At 33.4% G+C, this 22516-nt stretch carries 26 protein-coding genes; 1 reads left to right on the forward strand and 25 read right to left on the reverse strand.

What is annotated here, in order from left to right; all coding sequences use genetic code 11:
- Position 1: 1 nt before the first annotated feature.
- The 25 genes from VGE71_RS13305 to VGE71_RS13425 all read right to left on the reverse strand — a co-directional run bounded on the left by VGE71_RS13305 (position 2) and on the right by VGE71_RS13425 (position 20893).
- A complete protein-coding gene (locus VGE71_RS13305; protein WP_331138772.1) occupies positions 2-595 on the reverse strand; it encodes a porin family protein in 594 nt (197 codons plus the stop codon).
- A 37-nt stretch (positions 596-632) separates the two neighbouring features.
- Positions 633-1268, reverse strand: a complete 636-nt coding sequence (locus VGE71_RS13310; RefSeq protein ID WP_331138773.1) for a hypothetical protein — start codon at positions 1266-1268, stop codon at positions 633-635.
- On the reverse strand, positions 1234-1860 hold the full coding sequence (locus VGE71_RS13315; protein WP_331138774.1) for an outer membrane lipoprotein carrier protein LolA: 627 nt from the start codon (positions 1858-1860) through the stop codon (positions 1234-1236). The genes VGE71_RS13310 and VGE71_RS13315 overlap by 35 nt, the downstream gene beginning before the upstream one ends.
- 124 nt (positions 1861-1984) lie before the next feature.
- The gene (locus VGE71_RS13320; protein WP_331138775.1) at positions 1985-2689 is read right to left on the reverse strand and encodes a polysaccharide deacetylase family protein; all 705 of its coding nucleotides are present in this window, start codon (positions 2687-2689) and stop codon (positions 1985-1987) included.
- Positions 2690-2757: 68 nt separating this feature from the next.
- Entirely contained in the window at positions 2758-3819 is a 1062-nt protein-coding gene (locus VGE71_RS13325; protein WP_331138776.1) for a beta-ketoacyl synthase N-terminal-like domain-containing protein, read from the reverse strand.
- Positions 3819-5018 carry a beta-ketoacyl-[acyl-carrier-protein] synthase family protein gene (locus VGE71_RS13330; protein WP_331138777.1) on the reverse strand — a complete coding sequence of 400 codons (1200 nt, stop codon included), beginning with the start codon at positions 5016-5018 and terminating at the stop codon, positions 3819-3821. Before VGE71_RS13330 ends, VGE71_RS13325 begins: the two co-directional genes overlap by 1 nt.
- Before the next feature lie 140 nt (positions 5019-5158).
- On the reverse strand, positions 5159-5416 hold the full coding sequence (locus VGE71_RS13335; protein WP_068841663.1) for a phosphopantetheine-binding protein: 258 nt from the start codon (positions 5414-5416) through the stop codon (positions 5159-5161).
- Positions 5417-5418: 2 nt separating this feature from the next.
- Positions 5419-6033: a 3-oxoacyl-ACP synthase gene (locus VGE71_RS13340; protein ID WP_331138778.1), complete on the reverse strand. Its 615-nt coding sequence runs from the start codon at positions 6031-6033 to the stop codon at positions 5419-5421.
- 62 nt (positions 6034-6095) lie between these two features.
- Positions 6096-7238 carry a beta-ketoacyl-[acyl-carrier-protein] synthase family protein gene (locus VGE71_RS13345; protein ID WP_331138779.1) on the reverse strand — a complete coding sequence of 381 codons (1143 nt, stop codon included), beginning with the start codon at positions 7236-7238 and terminating at the stop codon, positions 6096-6098.
- Between the two features lie 123 nt (positions 7239-7361).
- Complete coding sequence (locus tag VGE71_RS13350) at positions 7362-7811, reverse strand: acyl-CoA thioesterase (protein WP_331138780.1); 450 nt, start codon at positions 7809-7811, stop codon at positions 7362-7364.
- The gene (locus VGE71_RS13355) at positions 7786-9069 is read right to left on the reverse strand and encodes an ABC transporter permease (RefSeq protein ID WP_331138781.1); all 1284 of its coding nucleotides are present in this window, start codon (positions 9067-9069) and stop codon (positions 7786-7788) included. Before VGE71_RS13355 ends, VGE71_RS13350 begins: the two co-directional genes overlap by 26 nt.
- Positions 9059-9757 carry an ABC transporter ATP-binding protein gene (locus tag VGE71_RS13360; RefSeq protein WP_331138782.1) on the reverse strand — a complete coding sequence of 233 codons (699 nt, stop codon included), beginning with the start codon at positions 9755-9757 and terminating at the stop codon, positions 9059-9061. The genes VGE71_RS13355 and VGE71_RS13360 overlap by 11 nt, the downstream gene beginning before the upstream one ends.
- A gap of 63 nt (positions 9758-9820) precedes the next feature.
- Positions 9821-10819, reverse strand: coding sequence for a BtrH N-terminal domain-containing protein (locus VGE71_RS13365; RefSeq protein WP_331138783.1), 999 nt, complete (start codon positions 10817-10819; stop codon positions 9821-9823).
- The gene (locus tag VGE71_RS13370; RefSeq protein WP_331138784.1) at positions 10820-11224 is read right to left on the reverse strand and encodes a hypothetical protein; all 405 of its coding nucleotides are present in this window, start codon (positions 11222-11224) and stop codon (positions 10820-10822) included.
- A 9-nt stretch (positions 11225-11233) separates the two neighbouring features.
- Complete coding sequence (locus VGE71_RS13375; protein WP_331138785.1) at positions 11234-11551, reverse strand: hypothetical protein; 318 nt, start codon at positions 11549-11551, stop codon at positions 11234-11236.
- Positions 11551-12015 carry an ABC transporter permease gene (locus VGE71_RS13380; RefSeq protein WP_331138786.1) on the reverse strand — a complete coding sequence of 155 codons (465 nt, stop codon included), beginning with the start codon at positions 12013-12015 and terminating at the stop codon, positions 11551-11553. Before VGE71_RS13380 ends, VGE71_RS13375 begins: the two co-directional genes overlap by 1 nt.
- A gap of 8 nt (positions 12016-12023) precedes the next feature.
- Complete coding sequence (locus tag VGE71_RS13385) at positions 12024-12455, reverse strand: hypothetical protein (protein WP_331138787.1); 432 nt, start codon at positions 12453-12455, stop codon at positions 12024-12026.
- Positions 12455-13588: a beta-ketoacyl-ACP synthase III gene (locus VGE71_RS13390; protein WP_331138788.1), complete on the reverse strand. Its 1134-nt coding sequence runs from the start codon at positions 13586-13588 to the stop codon at positions 12455-12457. Before VGE71_RS13390 ends, VGE71_RS13385 begins: the two co-directional genes overlap by 1 nt.
- A 14-nt stretch (positions 13589-13602) precedes the next feature.
- Positions 13603-14505, reverse strand: a complete 903-nt coding sequence (locus VGE71_RS13395; protein WP_331138789.1) for a dialkylrecorsinol condensing enzyme DarA — start codon at positions 14503-14505, stop codon at positions 13603-13605.
- A gap of 270 nt (positions 14506-14775) precedes the next feature.
- Positions 14776-15657: a lipid A biosynthesis acyltransferase gene (locus VGE71_RS13400; RefSeq protein ID WP_331138790.1), complete on the reverse strand. Its 882-nt coding sequence runs from the start codon at positions 15655-15657 to the stop codon at positions 14776-14778.
- Complete coding sequence (locus tag VGE71_RS13405) at positions 15658-15912, reverse strand: acyl carrier protein (protein ID WP_111284457.1); 255 nt, start codon at positions 15910-15912, stop codon at positions 15658-15660. It lies immediately after the preceding gene.
- Positions 15905-17140, reverse strand: coding sequence for a beta-ketoacyl-[acyl-carrier-protein] synthase family protein (locus tag VGE71_RS13410; RefSeq protein ID WP_331138791.1), 1236 nt, complete (start codon positions 17138-17140; stop codon positions 15905-15907). The genes VGE71_RS13405 and VGE71_RS13410 overlap by 8 nt, the downstream gene beginning before the upstream one ends.
- A gap of 195 nt (positions 17141-17335) precedes the next feature.
- Positions 17336-18067 carry a 3-oxoacyl-ACP reductase FabG gene (fabG, locus tag VGE71_RS13415; RefSeq protein ID WP_331138792.1) on the reverse strand — a complete coding sequence of 244 codons (732 nt, stop codon included), beginning with the start codon at positions 18065-18067 and terminating at the stop codon, positions 17336-17338.
- A gap of 9 nt (positions 18068-18076) precedes the next feature.
- Positions 18077-19303: a WG repeat-containing protein gene (locus VGE71_RS13420; RefSeq protein ID WP_331138793.1), complete on the reverse strand. Its 1227-nt coding sequence runs from the start codon at positions 19301-19303 to the stop codon at positions 18077-18079.
- Between the two features lie 69 nt (positions 19304-19372).
- The gene (locus VGE71_RS13425; RefSeq protein ID WP_331138794.1) at positions 19373-20893 is read right to left on the reverse strand and encodes an aromatic amino acid ammonia-lyase; all 1521 of its coding nucleotides are present in this window, start codon (positions 20891-20893) and stop codon (positions 19373-19375) included.
- 101 nt (positions 20894-20994) lie between these two features.
- Between VGE71_RS13425 and VGE71_RS13430 the strand changes: the two genes are divergently transcribed.
- Complete coding sequence (locus VGE71_RS13430) at positions 20995-22245, forward strand: NAD(P)/FAD-dependent oxidoreductase (RefSeq protein WP_331138795.1); 1251 nt, start codon at positions 20995-20997, stop codon at positions 22243-22245.
- Positions 22246-22516 lie beyond the last annotated feature (271 nt).

Below are 22516 nucleotides of genomic sequence, written 5' to 3' on the forward strand. Positions count from 1 at the left end.
TTTATTTTGTCTTAAACTTATAACTGATACCAATTTGAAAAACCTGATTTAAAATTGCATCATCGGTGTAATATCCGTCGTTGTTGTAATAATCGTAGCCATAAATATCAACCAATCCTTGTTTAATTCTCGCTTCAAATGTAAGACCGTTTGGAAGTGTATAACCAATACCTCCAACTATTGCCAAGTCGAAATCTTCTGGCGAAGAATTGATGTAATTATCACCAACTTTTAAATCTAAAGACGGACCAGCCAACAGGTGAAAACCTCCACCATTAAAGTTAAATTTTGCAACCGCTCCAAATGTTATATAATTTAGCTCGTAATTTATATAACGATAACTGCCATCATTGAAATATTCTCTTCCTTCATCACCTTGTCTAGAATACGTAATCTCTGGCTGTAACGAGAAAAATTTATTGAATCTAATATCTACTAATCCACCAACATAAAAATCGGTTTTAGAATTATTGTCATCAATATTGGTTAATGTTGATAGATTCAGACCTCCTCTAAGTCCAGGACTTACTCTTACCTGCGCTTCTGATTTAATTCCGATGAATAAAACAAATGCAATTACAATAAATTTTCTCATTTCTAATTGATTTAAAGTTTATGGTTAGTTTAATTTTCTATTCTGATTTGAAATAATTCAGTTCGATTTTTAATTTAATATTCTGATGAATTATCTGAATCTTCTCAGCAAAAATATTGTTTTCTGAATTGAAAAGCAGTGTAAATTTTTCTTTTGTTTTAGAAGCATGAACGATCTTTTCTAATTTTTGCTCTTTTTTGGAGATGAAAATATAATTGTCTCGTTTGCCATCTTTTGATTTATAAATCTCTGCCGATTCATTTTCAAATTGTTCCTGAATCAAATATTGCTTTTTTAGAAGAAGTCTGAAATCTTCTTTTAAAGTATTAATCAATATTTTTCGGTCTAATTCTGAAACAATCGAATTGACTTTAAAAGCATTTTCCGAAATTTCAAAATCCATTAACTTGTTGCCGAATTCTGTTGTAAAAACAATTCGATGTGTCGTATCATTTATTTTCTTGGCAATGAAAATTCCCGACAATTCATTTCCGTAAACACTGATGTTGGTTTTGTAAACATAATCGGTTTTGGAATCGGAGAAATACGGAACTTCTACAGCCGTTTTGTCTAATTTTTTAGGCGTATAATTTTTGGTGACCGAGCCACAAGAAACTAAAACAATTGCCAGAAGACAATTAATTAGTAAAAACTGAATCGTCGATTTTTGCATTGATCACTTTATTTTTAAGTACAATTCGAGTATAATCTTCAGATGATTCTAAAAGTTTTACCTGAACAACAGTTGCTTCTTCTTTATCAAAAGTCAGTTCAATTTGTTTGATGTATTTTTTCAGCGTTGCATCTTTCGGAAGAAACTTAGCTAGATTTTGCCCTTTTAGTTTAAAGTACGAAATCGTAAATTCCTTATCATCAAACATATTTCCGCTCACACTTCCAACAATCAGTTTATTGATTCGAGCAAAGATTTTACTGTTTCCAATATCAACAGCACTTTTCTTTCCTTCATCATTAATTAGGATTTTTCCGTTTTTGAAAGTGATGCTGTAATTGTATGGTTTTTTATATTGCCATTGAAGCAAAGCAGGTTCTTTAAAAATCATTTTTCCCGAAGTTTCAATGTCTTTCGACAAAAAATCCAAATGTTTGTATTGAACAAAATCGGTACTTAAAGTTTTGATTTTTTTCGCCACTACATTGACGTCTTCTTTAAATTGTGCAATTTCTGAAGCAGTCATTTTTTGTTCTTGTGCAAACAAACTGCTTGAAATAAAAAGAATTAGAAGTGCTATTTTAATTTTCATAATTACTTTAATTTTTTTTGCCACTGATTAAAATGATTTCCACAGATTATTATTTGCTGAATTAAGGATTTAAAAATCCGCTTTTATCAGCGTCTTCGCGTAAGCGAATCCGTTTCATCTGCGTTCAATCTTCATAAGCTTTAAGATTCAAAAGTTCTTCGATCGGAACGACTTGATAATTATTTTGCTGTAAAAATTGCAAAAACTGTTCCAGTACTAACACAGAATGTTTTCCTGTATCATGCAAAAGTACGATTCCGCCGGGAGAAACGCGTTTTTTAATTCGATTCAAAATCAATTCCACATCTGTAGTTCCTCCGTCAAGCGAACGAATATTCCATCCAATAACTTTGTGTCCAGTGATTTTTAAAGCTCTTCGAATCGAAGGTGTCGTAACTCCATAAGGCGGACGAAAAAAGTTTATTTTTTTGGAAGTGAATTTCTCCAGAAGTTGATCTGTTTTCTGAAGCTCTTCGGTTATTTGTTTTGCATTATAAAAATCAAAAAATTTAGAATGCGAATACGAATGATTTCCAACCAAATGACCTTCTTCAATTACTTTTTCAATAATTTCAGGATGCGTTTCGATATTTTTTCCAATGCAGAAAAAAATCGCTTTGGCATTGAATTTTTTCAGAAGCTCTAAAACTTCCAAAGTATAAATGCTTGGACCATCATCAAAAGTAAGGGCAATTTTTTTTTCTTTTTCTAAAGGATTATTACAAAAAGCTTTTACATGATAATTGGATGAAATTCTAGAAGAACCAAAGGCATTTATTCCGATCCAGAGAAAAATTACAGCCCAATAAAACCATACATTTATTGGCATCAAAAAGTTTCCGAGAAACATTAAAAGCAATAAAAGGATAAAAAATATCGAGATGTTTTTATGCGTTATCATTTTGCAAGTAACGTAAAACTATGATTTTTCCCGCTTAATTGGTTGTACAATAAAATAGTTTTGTAAACTGGTTTTGCAACCGAATTTACTTTTATAATTTCTGGAATTTCCTGAGTTTTTAAAATTTTAGAAGCCATCCAAAAAGCAAAAGCCGAGGCTGTATCATATTCACCACTCAAATGTTTGTAATACAAAACAGGAGTTTGGGCAAAAGCATTTTCAGCTAGATTTCTATAATAATTTTCGAAATTCACATTTCCGTCAAAACCTAAAACTAAAGCATCAATATCTGAGACTTCCAAACTATTAGCTTTTAGAAAAGATTTTATTTCTGTTTCAATTTCATTTTCTTCTAAAGTATTGATAATCGCAACATCCAAAAGTTCGGCGTATGTATTGTCTTTTCTTTCATTTTCTAAAACAAAAAAACTTGCACCTTCACCATAAACGGCTCCGCTTGTAGAAGAAGTTAAAACATCGTAAGGAGCAGCATTATCTTTTTTAATTCTTCCGTTTAACTTGAAAAGGGCAGTCGTATAATCGCCGTTTTCATCTACACCGCCCACTAAAATTGAATTTGCTTCCTCTTCTTCAATCTGCATTTTGGCATCCAAAAGTGCCGACTCAAAAGAAACTGCACCATTCACATAAGTGAAATTATAACCTTTACATTGCTGTAAAAGTGCAATCTGTGCGCCAACGGTATTATGAGTAGATTGAATAAAAGAAGTTGGAGTTAAGAACTCTTCTTTATTATCTAAAATACTTTTCAGGAATTTTTCAGAATCTTCAATACATCCTAAACCAGTTCCGGTAATAATAGCATCGACATTCTCAATGTTTGCATCTTTCATGGCTAAAGCCGAAGCAACAATTCCGTTTTTTACACCTTTCGCCATTCTACGACTTGCAGCAGGCGATATATATTCTTTGTAAGCAGGCGAAACAATTGCCAGTACATTTTGATCATGATTTACAACAGCTTCTTCCAAAAAAACGGTATCAAATGTTTTTTGAGTCGAAATACAGCCTACTCCATTTATATATGTTTTCTTCATTAGCTTTTTGAAAATATAAGGGTTGAACAGTTTCCTCCAAATCCGAAAGAATTCGATAAAACATGTTCGATAGTTTTATTTTTTGCAACAGTTTGTGGCGTCAAATCAAATTCTTCCATTTGAGTTTCAAAATTCAAATTCGGATAAACGATATTGTTTTGAATGGCCAAAACACTGTAAACAGCTTCAATTGCAGCAGCGGCAGCTAAAGTGTGTCCCGTAAAAGGTTTTGTAGAACTGAAATCAGGAACTTTTTCGTCTTCATAAATACGACGTAAAGCTCTTCCTTCAGATAAATCGTTGTTTGGTGTTGCCGTTCCGTGTACGTTGATGTAATCAATTTCAGAAGGTTTTAAACCTGAAACTTCAAATGCTTTTTTCATTGCCAGATAAGCACCGTCTCCATTTTCTGAAGAAGCAGTTTGATGATAAGCATCATTTGCATTTCCGTAACCCGAAACTCTTGCCAGAACTTTTTTATTTTGTTTGGCAACAACTTCATCTGATTCTAAAACCAAAAAAGCGGCTGCTTCTCCAAGATTTAATCCTTTTCTATTATTATCGAAAGGTTTGTTGTAATCATCAGATAAGATCATCAAAGTTTTAAATCCGTTGATGGTGAATTTTGCCAAAGCATCGGCTCCGCCTACAATTACGCGATCTAATTTTCCTGTTTTGATTAATCTTGCACCCAGCATAATAGAATTGGCTGCAGACGAACAAGCGGTACTAATGGTGGTTACCATTCCTTTTAAACCTAATTCTTCCGCAATTTTTTCGGCAACATCACCGCCGTCGTGGCAAGTAATATATTTTACTAATTCTGGTTTTTCGAAATAATCGTAATAATGTTTTTCTGTCATGTCCATTCCGCCCACACTTGTAGCCGAAATAAGTCCAGTTCTAAACTCATTGATAGCAGTAATGCCGGCATTTTCAACAGCTTGTTTTGCTGCCAAAGTGCCAATCATAGCGGTTCTGGAGAAATTATTATTCTCGTTTAACTGAAGTTCACTGATAAGTTCATCGTTGGTTTTTTTGATTTCGCCAACTTTGATAACATCTGCATGAACAGTCGAAATATTTTGAATGCGAGAAACGCCGATTTTGTTTTCGATCAACGAAATATAATTTTCCTCAACCGAATTACCAATCGCAGAAATAATTCCCATTCCCGTTATAGCAACACCTCTTGTCATTTTAGATTTTAGATTTATGATTTTAGATTTTCTTGAACTTTGTCAAAGTTTTGAACTTTGACAAAGTTGATGTAGTATCTGAATTAGATTTTAATATTTCGGTTTAAGAAATCTAAAATCTAAAGTCTGAAATCTAAAATTTATTTAGTTCTATTTGCGCTGATATAAGCTGCCATAGTTTCGATAGATTGGAAAATAGTTTTTCCTTCTTTCGGATCAACTAATTTAATTCCGTAATCTTTATCTAAAATCACGATCAATTCAAGTGCATCAATGGAGTCTAAACCTAAACCGTCTCCAAACAAAGGATCGTTATCTGCAATGTCTTCAACTGCGATATCTTCAAGGTTTAAAGTAGTTATGATTTTGTTTTTTAATTCTTCTTTTAATGCTTCCATGATTATTTATTATATAATGTATTGATAGTTTCGTTTTTATATTCTGTGTTTTCTGTTCTACTAATGGTACAAAGAAAAGCTTTATAACTGTCATTAAAAAATTCTACCCAACCACACAAAACTGTATCTGCTTTATTCGTATTCAAAAGAATATTGGAATAATTCGACATAAATTCGGTGTTAAAGGTGTCAAATATAAAGAAAGAATTTTCACTTTTTAGCTGATGACGAATACTTATTTCGCCCAAACAAATATTTGGCAGTGTATAAACAAAAACCGCCGGACTCGGAAAATAGTTTTCTTTGTCTGAAATGGATTCCTGATATTTTACATCGGTATCTAAACTCGATGATTTATTGGCCAAAACCAAAGCGATATTATTTTCCTTTTCCGAAGAAACAATCGGACTCAAAAGCAGTTCTGATCCTAAAAAAGCCAGTTTGCTCAAAGCATCCATTTTGAAAAATTTTGGATACTGCATTTCAAAATTACGATACGCTTGTTTGGCAAAATCTGCAAAATCGGTTGGCTCGATTTTGAATACAGCAGTTCCGTTGAGAACAATTTCGTTGTTTTCGATTTTGATGTAGGATTGTATGTTGGTTTTGTTTGTCATTTTTTTAATTTAAACACGAATTTCACGAATTGACACTTATTATTTCGTGAAAATTTGTGTAATTAGTGTTTCACTTTCTCAAAAACCACAGCCGTATTACAACCTCCAAAACCAGAAGCTGTTTTCAGGAAATATTCAATATTCTTTTCTTCGTTTTTCTCAATCACATTTATAGATTCGCTTACGCCGATTTCATCAAAACCTTTAGATTCAAAAAGCTTATTTTGATTGGCAGATTCTATGGCAATTACAGTTTCTAATAATCCCGAAGCGCCTAATGTATGACCGTAAAATCCTTTTAAACTATTAATTGGAACGTTTTGTAAATCTAAACGATTTAAAGCAATCGCTTCCATTTCGTCGTTATAAGGCGTTGCGGTTCCATGTGCTGAAATATAATCTAGTTTGTTCGCTTCAATTTGAGCTTCTTTCAAAGCATTCTGAATACTTCTAAACAAACCTTCACCTGTTCTTGAAGGTCCCGAAATATGATTCGCGTCGTTTATTGAACTGTCGCCAATCACTTTTATTTTGGCATTTTTGGCTTCCGCCGAAACTAAAACTGCTGCAGTTGCTTCGCCTAAACTTACGCCGGTTCTGTTTTTAGAATACGGTTTGCAAGGCAGTTCGCTCATCGCTTGGAAAGCATTAAAACCAGACAAAACAAATTCTGAAACTTCGTCGCCAGCAACAACAAAAATGTTATCATAAAGTTCAGATTGAATCATTCTTTTAGCAACAGAAACGGCTAAAACTCCAGAAACGCAAGCATTTGAAACTACGATTGGTTGTGTTTGAAACTTGAAGAAATCGGCAACATTTTTTGCCAAAACATCTAAATGTGCGTTGTTAAAACTTTCCTCAGAATTGTGTTGTAAAGCTGTTACATTTCCTTTTGTAGTAGAAAGTATAAAAGCGGTTTTTGAATTTAATTCGACTTTAGCATTTTTGATAATAGGCTCTAAAGCTAAAATCATCATTTTTTCTAAACGGGAATATTTTGTTTCGGTGCTGATTTTTGCAAAAGCATTGTTTATTTTTTCATCATTGATAATAGAAGCATAAAACGAATTTGGCATTAAAGAAACATCATTATGCAACTGAATTCCAGAATCGCCACGAAGAATCGCTTCGATATTTGATTCCACATCAAAACCTAAAGGCGTGATACAATTCGTTTCGGTAATGTATATTTCTCTTATCATTTTCAATTTTAATTTTCTTCTCCTGCAAGGTTTTCAAAACCTTGTAGGTTTCTTTGATTTCGTTTTATTGATTTGTTTAGAAATTATACCTACAAGGTTTTGAAAACCTTGCAGGAAAACGTACTATTTCAACAACCCAACTTTCCTTTTCCATTCTTCATAAAAAGGAGGATTTGTCAGCATTAAATTTCCGTCTTTATCTAAAAAAACCTGAGTCGTTTCGCCAGTGCAAGCTACTTCTCCTTTATCATCAATAATTTTAAAACGATAAATCATTTTGGCGGCTGGCGTGTCAACAACCGTTGTTTCTATAGTAACCACATCGCCATAACGCAAAGACAATTTATGTTCGCAGGTCGATTTTACAATTGGCGTGGTATAACCCGTAGCGGCAATATCTAGATAAGTAAGTCCGTGTTCACGTCCAAATGCTTCGCGTCCATCTTCAAAATACGTGATATAGTTTCCGTGCCAAACAATTCCAAGCGGATCTGTTTCGTTAAAACGAATTCTAATTTCGTGTGAAACGGTCAAGTCTGTAGCCTCGTTAAACTGCTCTTTTCTTTTTATCATAAAATAATGCGATGGAAGTTGTAATAATGAAAAACAAAAATAACAAAGTTATTCTTGGAATGATTTCGACGAAAGAAACGCTACGAAGCAACACGTCATAAAAAGCTTCTAATCCCCAATTCATAGGAGAAGATTTTGCAATATACTGCATGACTTTTGGCATTGCAAAAACAGGAACCCAAACGCCTCCAATTGCAGCTAAGATAATCACACTTGTAGCGCCAAAAGGAGCAGATTGTTCTTGCGTGCTTGCAACAGTTCCTAATAAAATTCCGAAGCCGATTGCTGCAAAACCTGAAAATAAGGCTACAACACTGGTCAAAAAGAAATGTCCTTCGATATTTAAAGAAGGCAATCCGATTGATGGAAATAAGAAAACGGCAACGGCAACCATCATATAAAACTGAATCATACAAATGATCGAGTAGGTGATGGTTTTTCCAATAATCACAATCAAATTGGAAACAGGATTGGTTCTTAATCGAACAAAAGTTCCTTGTGATTTTTCTTTTACAATATTGATCGATAACGGAATAACAATAAAAAAGATAGCAAATAGTGTCCAAGCGGGAACGTTGTGTTGAACGGAATTCGGACGTACTTCTTTGTTGTTGATTCTCGGAATTATTTCTTTAAAAGAGATAAAACTTTTTTGCTCAAAATCGATTGTGTCTTCTCCTAATTGCTTTTGAAAAGTCGAATAAATCGATTTGGTTTCAATCTGCGAAATCATTTTGTCGATCGAACTCATTACTGCATTTTTGAAACTCATTTGAACTGCTGGATCAAAATACAGTTTTACTTCTTTTTCTTTAATGACACGTTGAGGTTCAGCAGTTGCAATGCTATCGGTCAAACCTAAATTGCTGACAATTTTTTCTACATTCTGATCCACTTTGGCTTGTAAATCAGAACTTAGATTTTCTGGAATTATGATTGCTAGTTGAAATTTTCCTTTGTACACATTTTCTTTGGCAATTTCTTCGGTAATCGGTTGATTGTCAATTTGTGTTACAACGGTAAAATAGTTGCTTTTTTCTAAATTTTCAAAAACGGTTTTCGAAACAGCTCCTTTGTCTTTATCGACCAAAAGAATCTGGATTTTTGAATCCGTAACAGCTTTAAAAGTGCTGTCTTGAATTAAGGTTACGGCAATGACCAAAACCAAAGGCATGACAAATAAAATAATCAATCCGCCTAAATCTCTTTTTAGCAAAAGGAATTCTTTTACTACCGACATCCAAATTTTATAAACCATCTCTCAAAGCTTTACCAGTTAATGAAATAAAAACATCTTCGAGATTTCGAGCCTCTTTTGTAGCTTCAATTAATGCCGACGGAGTATCTTGTGCATAAATTTGTCCTTGATCTAAAATGGCAATTTGCGTACAGAAATCTTCGGCTTCAGCCAAATGATGCGACGTATAAATAATCGTAGTTCCGTTTTGATTTAGAACTTTTAAATAATCAATAATAGCCGTTTTAGAATGCACATCGACACCAACAGTAGGTTCATCCAAAAACAAAACTTTTGGTTTATGAAGAATTCCTGCAATCAGGTTCACACGACGTTTCATTCCGCCAGAAAAAGTCTGAACTTGTTTATCGGCAAATTTCAATAAACCCAAAAGATCTAAAGCTTCAATTACTTTGTCTTTCAAGTCGGAACCTTTCAAACCGTACATGCTTCCAAAATAAAGCAGATTTTCTCTAGCTGTTAAAGTTGGATAAAGTGCATATTCTTGAGGAACAACGCCAATAATTTTTTTAATTTTTGAAGAATGATGCTGATAGTCTAAACCATCAATTGTAAAATGTCCTGAAGTTGGTTTTACCAATCCGCAAAGCATAGAAATCAAAGTGGTTTTTCCAGCGCCGTTTGGTCCAAGTAAACCAAAAATCTGACCTTCATTTATGTTTAACGAAACATTGTTCAAAGAATACATTTCTGCATTTTTGTACTTTTTCGAAAGGGATTCTATTTGAATGATAGACTGCAAAATATGATTTTAGCTGATCGCTTTTTTTAATTTTTTGAAAAAGATTTCTTCTCTATTGGCAATGTCCAAAAGTTCATCGGCAATAGTATTGTAAGCATCTTCTTTGGCACTTCTGTTTTTGTAAATTCGCGAAGCTTCAACAGCAAAATCTCGCCATGAATCTCCAATTTTTGTCATTTCTTTAGAAAGTTCTTTCAGTTCTTCATTAGCCAAAACAACAGAAGCTTCCTGTAAAAATGCCGCATAAATAAAACGGAAACCACCGCCTCCAGTTCCAATTTCTTCCTGCATACGAACCATTTGCGCCAAATAATGATTGGCTTTTTTAGTTCCGTGTTTTATCGGCCATTTTCTAATTTGCTTGGAAACAAATTTGATTCCGCGAACACCAACAATTGGCATTGGCGCCAACATATCTCGACACGTATTTTTGATTCCTTTAATGATGGCACTTTTTAAATCAACGTCTTTTGGAATCTGAATTGGATAATACATTTGTCCGCGAGGTGCAAAAGCGCCTTTGGCAAAACGTACTTTATTCATGTCTTCATAAGTTAAAGTCGTAACGGTTTCCATTACAGGATCGCTCACCAAATATTCGGTTTCGGTTTTTCCGTAAACCACTAAATTGTGTGCGTTGAAATGAAAACGATATTCGTCTGGAAAATAACTTAAATTGTAAACGCCAACTTGTAATCCGGTTGGAATATTATTTTTTAAATTTTCGTCTAAAGCTTTGTTAGCATTTGCTACAGAAGAAAATTTTTGTCTTTTTATTTTTAAATGTAAACGATTGGCAACTTTATTGAAAATCTGTCCAGGCAAAGTTCTATAACTAATTGCTGGCGCATAATTGACTTTTATGAAAGGCAGATAAACAAAAAATAAACCTGAGCCAATACCAAAAACCATCGGTTCGCTAATGTTTAGTCCGCTGTTTTTTAGCAGATTTGAAGCTACTCCATTCTCGCAATGAGCAGACTGATGATGTGTGAAAGTTAATTCCATTTATTTGGTAATGCTATTTTTTAATTCTTCAATAGATACTCCAAAAGTATCGGCGTATTTCTGCAAAATCTTATCGCTTAAAGTTGCAAAAATGCTTGGTTTAAAATGCCTTTTTACACGCCATTTCCAGAATCCTACATAACTGGATAAAATCGTAAGATCCATTTTGTTGACTTCCATAAAATACACAATCGGACTTACTTCGCCATCTAAAACTTGTTGTTTGGCATCGGCAATTCTTTCGTTTATTTCGTCAATAGAATTTGAAAGTGCAATTGTTTTTGGCTCCCAACCCGTACTTAAAGTTGTGGTATAATTACCATTTTCGTCGGTTGCGTATAAAAGCTCTTTTACGTTATTTTTCGTTAAATTGCTTTGATCTTGTGGTACTTTGTCTTTTTCCATTTTGCTAATTTAATTCATTAGAAGCGTACAGACTGCAGCTATACTTAAACTAATTATTAAAAATCCGAGGTTTGCGAAAGCTAGAACTTTCTTTTTCTTCACAAACAAATAAATCATTTCTATCAGCATTCCGATATAAAACATCTGGGTTATTAAAAATCCAATGATGAATAATCCTAATCCTCCGTCTACATGTCTGTGTCCGGTTTCGTCGCAATATTTATGAGGATCATAAGTGAAATACCAAAATAAGAAAACAGCTGTGAGTAAGAGAACCAAAATCCCGATGCGGATTGCTAAATGTAAAATGATTTTTTTTAAATCCATTACACCGAAACTGTTTTCTGAATGAACAAGTTAATTTCACATTCTAAGAGTATCTGGTCTTCGACAGAACTTTGACAGTTCATCGTGCATAAAGTGTAATCGTCTCCAGTAAATTTAGAAACCAAATCGGCTTTGGTTATAATAGAATCACCAACTTTTGGTAATGCATGAATTTTTACATTTTTTAAAGCACTGATAAACCCAATTACATTTATGTTCTCATTTTCTGTTCCGTCTTCCTCAAAAAAGTACTTTTTTCCAACAATTGCAGAACAAGTCTGTGCAGTGTTTTCGATTAAACCTGCTTCATTAAAAACATCATTCTGAACAAAAATATTGTCTTCTTTGATCAAAAATACAGTTTCTACAAAGTTGGCATCAATATCCAAAATCAAATCCACCATAAGCATTGGCGCTCGGTGTGGTAAGTAATTTTGTATGTCAACAGCAGAAGTAGTTTTCATTATTGCTTTTATTTTGCCAAAACGGTTTTCATTTGTCCTCTGGCAATTTCTTCATTATTTAAAAAAGTAACAATATCAACTAAAGTAATTCCGGCAAATTCCTGTAGAATCGTTACTTCAGACTGAATCGTATCGTTTAGTTGTGGGAGCTTTTTAATTTCAATTTCTTTAATAGATCCAATATAGCCCGTTGGAGCAATTTCGTTTTTTAAAAAATATTGATAACCCGTATGCAATGCCACAGATTGTGCCATATGTTCGATTAAACCTGCTTCTAGAAATGTATTTTCAACAGTAAAAATATTATCGCTTTGAATTTTTAAACCCGAAACCAAAGAAGTTTCAGTATAAGAATGCATAGCATCAACCATCACAAAAGGAAACTTTTGAGGCAGTAAATTTTCGACTGTTTCTTTTTCTAAAAGCGCCATTGTTTCCATTAGCAAACTGTTAAATACGCATACGCGAAAGAAAATCTTCCACTTTCTGGAACAGATAAAAGAATGTGATCTCCTTTTTTCAAGTTTCCTGAATTCATTAATTCTTCTAAAGCCAAGTAAATAGAGGCAGAACCTACATTACCTACTCTAGAAAGATTCATGAACCATTTTTCGTCACTCATTCCAATTCCTTTTTCGTTTAGTCCTTTTTTCAATCCTTCAACAAAGAAGTTAGAAGAAACGTGAGGAATGAAATATTGAATATCTTCAGATTTGATATTGTTTTTATCCATAGCGTCTTTCATGCTTTCTGCACCTTTTGACAGGATAAATTCATCTAATAATTTTACATCTTGTTTGATTGAGAAAACAGATTCGTTTAACCATTGTTCTGGCGCATAATCGCTCCATCCTTTGATTTCTCCATTTTCTAATTTATCTCCTCCAGCATACATGCAGGTTTCTAATTCGTAAGCATACGAAAAAGCTTCCATCCATTCTATTTTAAGAGAAATTGGCCCTCTTGGTTTATTTTCTAATAAAAAAGCGCCAGCACCATCAGAAAGCATCCATCTTAAGAAATCTTTTTTGAAAGCAATGATTGGCTGTTCTTCCAGATTTTTTAAGTTTTCTGCTTCGTGATTGTATTTTTGAGCATTCAGCCAAGTTGAAACTTTTTCAGATCCTGTGCAGATTGCATTATTTGAATTTCCAGATCTAACAGAAAGAAAACCAAATTTTAAAGAGTTCATTCCAGCACAACAAACTCCTGTTGAAGAGTTTAATTCTACCGATTTATTTTTTAATAAACCATGAACCATTGCAGCATGAGAAGGCAAAAAGATATCCGGGGTTGAGGTTCCGCATGAAAGTACTTCTAAATCCTGAGGCGTAAAATTTTCGTCGAATAATGGTAAAATAGCATTTCTCGTTAATTCAGCATTGCTGTGAGTGCTTTTTCCGTCTTTATCAACAGCATAATATCGGCTTGTAATTTTATTGTTGCGCAAAATAATACGTCTTGCTTTTGAAGCAGTATCATTTATAAGACCTAAATAGGCTTCCATTTCATCGTTAGAAACAGCTTCGTTTGGCAAATATTTTGCAGCTTTTGTAATGTATACTTCAAACATAATCTAAATCTCTTCTAAACTCCCTGATAATATTGAGTTTCTTTTTTTATGGTATTTAATTTTAAAGGGTAGGAAATAAGGTGCAATATATACACTATTGGTGAAATTAACCATATTGCAAGGAATAAATAAACATTAAATACTTTAAGCAGCTGTTTTCGCTTTTTTTCATTTTTATAAATGATATTTGACCACTTATTAAAAATTTTATTGGCCGTTTTGTCAACAGTCACTAAATAGGAACTTATTTTTACAGCTCCCGCATTTACTAATTTGGGTTGTAAATCGGTTAAATTATTCTTGTTAAAAGAATCCAGCATAATTTCTCCAAACTGACTGGATTCCTGTATGTCTTTATCTGAAACCCCTGGAAGCGGAAAAATACCTAAATATTTTTTCTTAACCCCAGAAAACATCCATTCTACAATTGTAATTACGCTGATTAAATTTCCAACACGATCTACCAAAGCTACATTTCCAACCAAATTGGCATTTGCTTCTTTTAGTAATACTTTGATTTTTTCCTGAGCCATGATCCACATGTTTCTGGAACCGCTGATAGTGATAACTGGTGTATTGTTTAAGATTTTCTTACCATCTTCACTTTTCAGAAACGAATTAATAGGAATCGAAGGCGATAAATACCAAACCTGATAATGAAAAAGAACCAAATCGAATTTTGTATTTAAAATTTCATCAGGAACAGGTTTTAATGCGGTTGGGATCTGTAAAAAAGATTCTGGGAAAGCATCAAAAAAGGAGTCTTTATTCCAAGGAAAAGGAAATGGCTTTTCTAATTGTATTTCATGAAAAGTCAGTTTTATGTCATCTGAATTTAGAAAAGGCTTTGCAATGTTTCGTGCAATAGATTCTAGTTGTCCAGATTGAGAATAATAGACTATGAGTACATTTTTCATTTAGGTTTTTGGCTTTGGTGGTGAGCAAAAATAAGTAAATTTATTTAAACGAATTTTCTTATTTCGATGAAGGGTTTTTTTAGCCACTAATTCACGAATTATTCAAAATATAGGAGTGATGAGTACATTATATTGTAATTAATTTTACGAATTACAATTTATGTAAAGAATATGATTGTATGGAGACGCTAATTAGGGAAAATTAGTGTAATTTAAATTGAAAAATCTGTCTAAAGAATTAGAGAAATTCGTGATTTTGTAGCTAAAAAATCAAGATTTTATATCGTTCCAAAAATCAAAATAATTAAACCACTGCAAAGGATATTTCTGTAGAATGCTTTCTACGCTTTTTACATATTCTTTTAAAAGTCCTTTTTCGTCACGGTGTTTTACTTCGGCTTCTCTGGCATATAAATGATAATGAAGATTTGGTTCTTTCATTACATATACAAATACAACTGGTACTTTTAATCTTGAAGCAATTAAAAATGGACCTGCCGGGAAGTTGGCTTCTTTACCTAAAAAGTTTTCCGTTAAAGATTTTGTTCCTTCAAAATAACGATCACCAGTAAAACAAATTAATTCGTTATTGGCCAAAGCAGCGTTAATCTCAAAAATGTGAGACAAATCTTCTTTGATGATAATAAATTTTACAGTTGGTTTTTGAGAAACACTTTCCAGATAATTTTTAATGGCAGAATGTTCTAAATCTGTAGTAACAAGGTTGATTTGGAAATTGAGATCAATATCTCCCAAAAAATGTTCGGCAATTTCAAAATTACCCACATGAGCACTAATTAGTACACCACCTTTTTTCTCAGCCAATAATTTTTTGAGAGTTTCGATTCCGTCAAATTCGTAAGTGAATTTATTTCGCATTCCGGCAGAAATCGAAACTTTATCAATAATAGTTTGTCCAAAAGTGTAGTAACTTTTGAAAACCATTTTTTTGGATTTGAAATAGGAGTATTGAAGTCTTTCTTTAAAGTAATAAAAAATAGCTCTGTTGCTTTTTCTTAGAAATAAAAAATAATAAGAAGCAACAAAGTAAAGTAAGACGTAGGCGGCTTTGACACCCGCTTTCTGAATTAAGAAAACGAATATTCTATAACCTAAAACAGTTCCTTTGGATTTGCCATCCCATTGACTCATTTAAGCTGATTTGGCTTTGATTTTAGTTTCGATTAGGTCATAAAAACTTTGAAAATCAGAAATTCCAACAAAATCTGCTTCAACCAGTTTTACACCAAAGTTAGATTCAATTGAAACAACTAAGTCTACATAATCCAGACTATCTAACCCAAGTGTATCTTTTAAATTAGCATTTGGTTCAATGTCGTCATTGTCTACTTCAAATTCATCAACTAAAAAACCATTTATTCTTGCTATAATCTCTTCTTTATTCATCGTTCAATTTAAACTTTTTAACCACCAACGCCGAGTTGGTTCCTCCGAACCCGAAAGAATTGGACAAAAATATGTCAAATTTTTTGTTTAACGTAGTTTTAACTAAATTTAATTTTGAAGCATCTTCATCAGGGTTTTCTAAATTGATGTTTGGTGCGATAAAATCGTGCTGCATCATTAAGATAGAATAGATTATTTCGCTGGCTCCCGCCATCCAGCATTCGTGGCCTGTCATAGATTTTGTAGAACTTACAGGAGGATTTTTTTCTCCAAATACTTCAAAAATAGCTTTGGCCTCGTTTGCATCACCAACAGGAGTTGAGGTTGCATGTGCATTTATGTATTCGATATCTGAAGCTTTTAATTTGGCATCATCCAGTGCGCGAGTCATTGCTGTCGCTGGGCCTTCAACGTTTGGAGTAGAAATATGTCCACCGTTTGATGAAAATCCGTAACCGACAATTTCTGCGATAATATTGGCGCCACGTGCAACAGCCGATTCGTAACTTTCGAGAATTAAAGTAGCACCACCACCACTCGGAATCAATCCGTCGCGATCAGCATCAAAAGGTCTTGAAGCTTTTTGGGGATCAATTTCTCTGTTAGAAAAAACACCTAAGCCGTCAAAACTGCTCATGGCGTATTTGTTGATTTCCTGAGCACCGCCAGTAATTACAATATCTTGAAAACCGCTTTTTATTAAAAAATAAGCTAAACCGATAGAATGCGAACCACTAGCACAAGCAGCACTTACGGTAAGATTGATTCCACGAAGTTTAAAAATCGTAGAAAGATTCATTGTTACGGTAGAATTCATCGATTTAAAAATGGCACCAGAACCAATAAGAGCGGTGTCTTTTTTCTCGCGAACAATATCTGTTGCGTCGATGATTGCTTTAGAAACAGAGTCGTTTCCGTACATAATACCAACTTCGTGCTCATCAAAAAAAGCATCGTCGATATTTGCATTTTTCAATGCTTCTATAGTAGCCATATAAGCATATTCGGTTTCTTCACCAATGCTCATACGTTGTCTTCTAGTCAATAAATTTTTAAGATCGGCTTTTGGAACCATTCCCGTTAAGGCTGATTGAAAACCAAATTCTTTACGTTCAGAATCAAACTGAATACCAGATTTTCCTTCGTATAGCGAATCTTTTACTTCGTCTAAAGAAGTTCCGATACAAGAATAAATTCCCATTCCAGTAATTACAACTCTTCTATTCATCGTCTTTCAAAGTAATTTTTTAATCCTTAAAGTGTAATTTTTTGAACAAAGGCACAATTTTTTATCTCGCAAAGTCGCAAAGACGCCAAGCTTTTTCTTTTTTAAGTTTTTAAATAAGACTTAGCGACTTGGCGTCTTTGTGAGCAATTTCAAATTTTTTACAAAAACTTAAAATAATATGCAAACATAGTATTCTTAAGAATAAATTCCTCCGTTTATGTTTATAATTTCTCCTGTAATATAACTTGCTTTTTTAGAAATCAAAAAGCTTACCAAATCTGCCACTTCTTCGGCTTCGCCAAAACGGTTTACCGGAATTAGTTTTAGTAATTCTTTTTCGTCCAATTCGCTTGTCATATCCGTTTTGATAAAACCTGGAGCTACTGCATTTACAGTAATATTTCGTTTTGCTACTTCTTGTGCCAATGCTTTTGTAGCAGCAACAATTGCACCTTTTGCAGCCGAATAATTAGTTTGTCCTGCAGTTCCTTTTACGCCAGAAACTGAAACGATGTTTACAATTCGGCCATATTTATTACGAAGCATTTTTTGAATGAAAAACTGTGTTACATTAAAAAAACCGTTCGTACTTGTATTCATCACACTATTCCAGTCTTGTGGCGTCATCCACATAAAAAGACCGTCTTTTGTAATACCAGCATTGTTTACAATTGCTTCAACAATAGCGTTTGGATTTTCTTCCTGCCACTGTGTAAGAACGTTTTGTACTTGTTCAAAATTGGCTACGTCGAAACCTAAAATTTCTCCTGTTGCACCTAAATTTTGTATTTCTTGTAATGTTTCTTCGGCAGCTGTTTTGTTCGAATGATAATTAATCAGAATATGATAATCAGATTCTACGGCTAATTTTTTGCAGATAGCACTTCCGATTCCTCTAGAACCGCCTGTTACTAATACACATTTCATAAGTGAAATTTATTTCTTTTTCTTAACTGCAGTTTTCGTTGCCGATTTAGCAGCTGGTTTGGTTGTTTTTGTTTCTTGTTTTGGGGCTTCGGCTGGAGCAGCAACAGGTTGAGCTTTCTCTGATTTTGAAAACAATTCAGCATTTTCAAACCATTGGTTGGCTAAAACTGTTCCGTCTGGTTTAAGAAATCCCCATTTTCCTTCATTTTTTACTCTGGCAACACCATCAATAAATCCTTTATCTTGTTGCGTAAACATCGCGATAATAGCGTTTGTCGTAATTCCGTATTGTGTTGGAATAACCAATTTGCCAGATTCGTTGATGAATCCCCAGTTGCTTTCTTTTATTGGAGCAAGACCGTTTGTACTAAAAACTTCTGCATCATTGTAAGTTGGTTCAATAACAAATTTTCCTTCTGGATTGATGAATCCCCATTTTTTTCCAACTAAAACAGGAGCCAGATTTTTTGAGAATGCTTTTCCTTTATCATAAATAGGAAGAATTGCCCAATTTCCTTTTAAATCAATGTAACCGATTTTTCCGTTCTTTTTAGCATAAGTCAAATCTTGAGTTTCAAAATCCCAGATTTTTTCTGCGCCATCAACTGGAGTAAATTTTCCACCAATCACTAGACCAAAAGTTTTCTCTTTTCTTGCCCAAGTTGTGTTTTTAAAATAGTTTCCGATTTCAGCATAAGCTGGTTCAACCATTTCTTTTCCTTGCGTATTAATGATTCCCCAGTTTTTGTTCAGTTCAACTCTGGCATAACCATTTTCAAAAGATTTGATCTGATCGTATTTTGGTTCTAAGACAACAACCATTTTATTGTTGATCAGTCCAACCTTATTATTTTGTCTGATAAAAGCAACACCATCATTAAAATCAAATACTTTATCTGTAGCAGGTGCTTTTTGGATTTCTCCTTTTGTATTAATATAAACCCATTCTTTATCTTTTTGTACAACAGCTATTCCGTTGTTAAAATCTTTAGCATCTTTAAAATCGGCTGGAATTACCCAAGTTCCTTTGGTATCGATAAAACCCCATTTTCCGCCATTTTCTACAGCAGCCAAACCTTCAGAAAAACTTCTAGCCGATTTGTATTGAGGCTCGATTTTAAAAGATCCGTCTTTAGAGAGATATCCAATTTTGGAATTCTTTTTAACTAATGCTAATTCTTGGCTATTAACAAATTGAATACTTACCAGCAGTAAAAAAATAAGTGTCTTTTTCATGATTTTAAAAATTCAATGTTTAACGATTAAAAAACTAAAACTTTTGGGGCCTATTTTGTATGTCAATTTCTAGCTGTTGATCAAATAATCCTTAACTTTTTGAACAAAAGGATACATTACTTGATCTTCCTTAAATGTTGGAATTATATTTCTGATATCGTCGTACCATTTTTTAGTAACAGACGAAATTTTATCTTTTTGATCTAAATAATCAATGGCCTGAACGATTGTAATTAATTCGATAGCCAAAACTTCAAACGAATTTTCAATCACTTTTGATGTAATAACAGCAGCATTTGTTCCCATACTTACAATGTCTTGATTGTCATTGTTGTTTGGAATACTATGAACATACATTGGGTTTGATAACATTTGGTTTTCTGCAGTTGTTGAAGTGGCAACGAATTGAACTCCCTGCATTCCGAAATTAAACCCTAATGTTCCTAAGTTTACAAATGGAGGCAAAATTTCGTTGATTTTTGAATTCAATAAATAATTTAATTGACGTTCTGCCAACATTGTTAATTTAGTAACAACGATTTTTAGTTTGTCCATTTCTAACGAAATATAATCTCCGTGGAAATTTCCGCCGTGATAAACGTGTTTATTTTTAACGTCGATAATCGGATTATCGTTTGCAGAATTAAATTCGTCTTCCAAAATAGAAGCTACATTATTGATCGTTTCTAAAACTGGTCCTAAAATTTGAGGAACACATCTTAAAGAATAATATTCTTGAACTTTTTCTTTGAATATTTCTTCTGTATTTTCACCAGAATATAAGTGATCTTCTCTTTTACGGATCAACGTACTGTCAGAAAGATTTTTTCTCATTCTTTCAGCCACTTCTTGTTGTCCTTTATGACGTTTGGTTTGATTTAATTCTTCAGAGAAATGATCGTCATAAGCTTGAACCAATTCATTGATAGCACAAGAAGCTTTTAATGACCAATCTAATAATTTTGAAGCATAGTGCACATTTACCACTCCAATTCCTGTCATTACAGAAGTTCCGTTGATTAATGCCAAACCTTCTCTAATTTCTACCTGAATTGGTTTTAAACCTTCAATTTCGAAAACTTCAGCTGTTGGACGTCTGTTTCCTTTATAAAAAACTTCACCTTCACCAATTAAAACTAAAGCTAAATGAGATAATTGAACTAAATCTCCGCTGGCACCAACGCCACCGTGTTCAAAAATTAAAGGTGTAATATCTCTATTGATTAATTCTGCCATTAAATGAATAACAGAAGAATGAACACCTGAATTTCCTAAAGAAAGGGTATTAAGTCTTGCAAGAATTGCCGCTTTTGCACATTCTGGATTTAAAGGTTTTCCAGTTCCCGAAGAGTGGCTTCTAATTAAATTATATTGCAGTTGAATTTGATCAGACTCTTTAATTCTATATTGAGCCATTGGACCAAAGCCAGTATTTACTCCGTAAATTACTTTGTTTCCTGAGAATTCTTTCAAGAAATTAAAACTTTCGTTTACTCGATTTAAAACCACATCGCTTATGGCAACTTTGTTTTTACCAAAGATTATGGCTTCAAATTCTGCTAAACTTAAATATTCATTTATTGTATTCATCAAATCGTTTTTGGTTGTGCTAATTTAATTTTATTTATCAAAATAAATGTAGTTATTTTGATGATGGCAAATGTAGGTTAATTAATGATAATAATTCTAATATGACAAAGGAGTTTGTTGATGTTTTAGTGATTGGTGCAGGACCGTCCGGATGTGTTTCGGCATCGTATCTTTTTAAAAACAACGTAAAAGTTAAAGTTGTAGAAAAAACAAAGTTTCCGAGACTTGTGGTAGGTGAGAGCCTTATTCCGCGTGTTATGGATCATTTTGCTGAGGCAGAATTGTTTGACGCGCTTGATGCAATGAACTTCGAAAAAAAATTAGGAGCTCGTTTTATTAGAGGTGAAGAAATTTGCAATTTCGATTTCAGTAAAAAATTTGGAGAAGGTTGGGATTGGACTTGGCAGGTTCCAAGAGCTGATTTTGACAACACAATGGCTCAGGAAATTGTGCGAAAAGGAATTGATTTGGAATTTGAAACCGAAGTTCTGGAAGTTTCTTTTGAAGGAAAAAATTCAAAAACTATTGTAAAAGACAAAGACGGGAATTTAAAAGAAATTCACGCCAACTTTATAATCGACTCAAGCGGATACGGACGCGTTCTTCCTAGACTTTTAGATTTAGATACGCCGTCAAAATTAGATCCGCATTCTTCTATTTTTACTCACGTAAAAGATATTAATAGGGAAGAAGGAGAAGAAGGAACGCAAATTTCTTTTGATATTTTGGAAACTGAAGTTTGGCTTTGGGTAATTCCTTTCTCAAACGGAAATACAAGTTTAGGAGTGGTTGGTCCGACAGATTTTATCAATTCTCTCTCTGAAAATAAAGATAATGCTGAGGCGTTGCGAAATGCTATTCAAAAATCAGATTATTATATTAAAAGATTTAAAGGAACAGAATTTTTGTTTGATCCAGTTAAATTAGAAAACTATTCAAGAGCGGTGAAAAGAATGTATGGCGATGGTTTTGCTTTAACAGGAAACAGTTCAGAATTCTTAGATCCAGTTTTTTCTTCTGGAGTAGCTTTTGCAACAGAATCTGGAATGTTGGCAGCAAAATTATATCTGAAAGAATCACAAGGAATTCCGGTTGATTGGGAAGTGGAATTTACACAATACATGAAACGCGGAATTGCCGTTTTCACTACTTATGTACAAGAATGGTACACAGGAAATCTTCAGACGTTATTCTTCCATCAGCCTGAAAATCCAGAAGTAAAAGAAAAAATATGTGCTGTTTTAGCAGGATATGTTTGGAACGAAGAAAATTCGTTTGTCAAGAAACACGATCACGTAATAGCAAATATGGCATATTTATTAAATATGCAAAAAGAACAAAGCCCTGAATAATCAGGGCTTTTTTTATGAAAAGAAATTTCATTTTCTAGATTTCATTCCGTAGGATTGTTTCGTTGGTAGAACGAAATAGATGTTCCGTAGGAATGTTTTATTAATTGACGAATGCATTTTCGTAAAATCAAATGTCCCTACAGGACATATTTACAATGGCAATAATTTTTTTTACCGACGAGATATTCCTAATGGAATATTTTTGATGTCTGAATATATAAGAATAACAAAGCCCTGATTATTCAAGGCTTTGTTATTCATTCCGTAGGAA

This window comes from Flavobacterium sp. (genome assembly GCF_036405015.1).
GTDB lineage: Bacteria > Bacteroidota > Bacteroidia > Flavobacteriales > Flavobacteriaceae > Flavobacterium.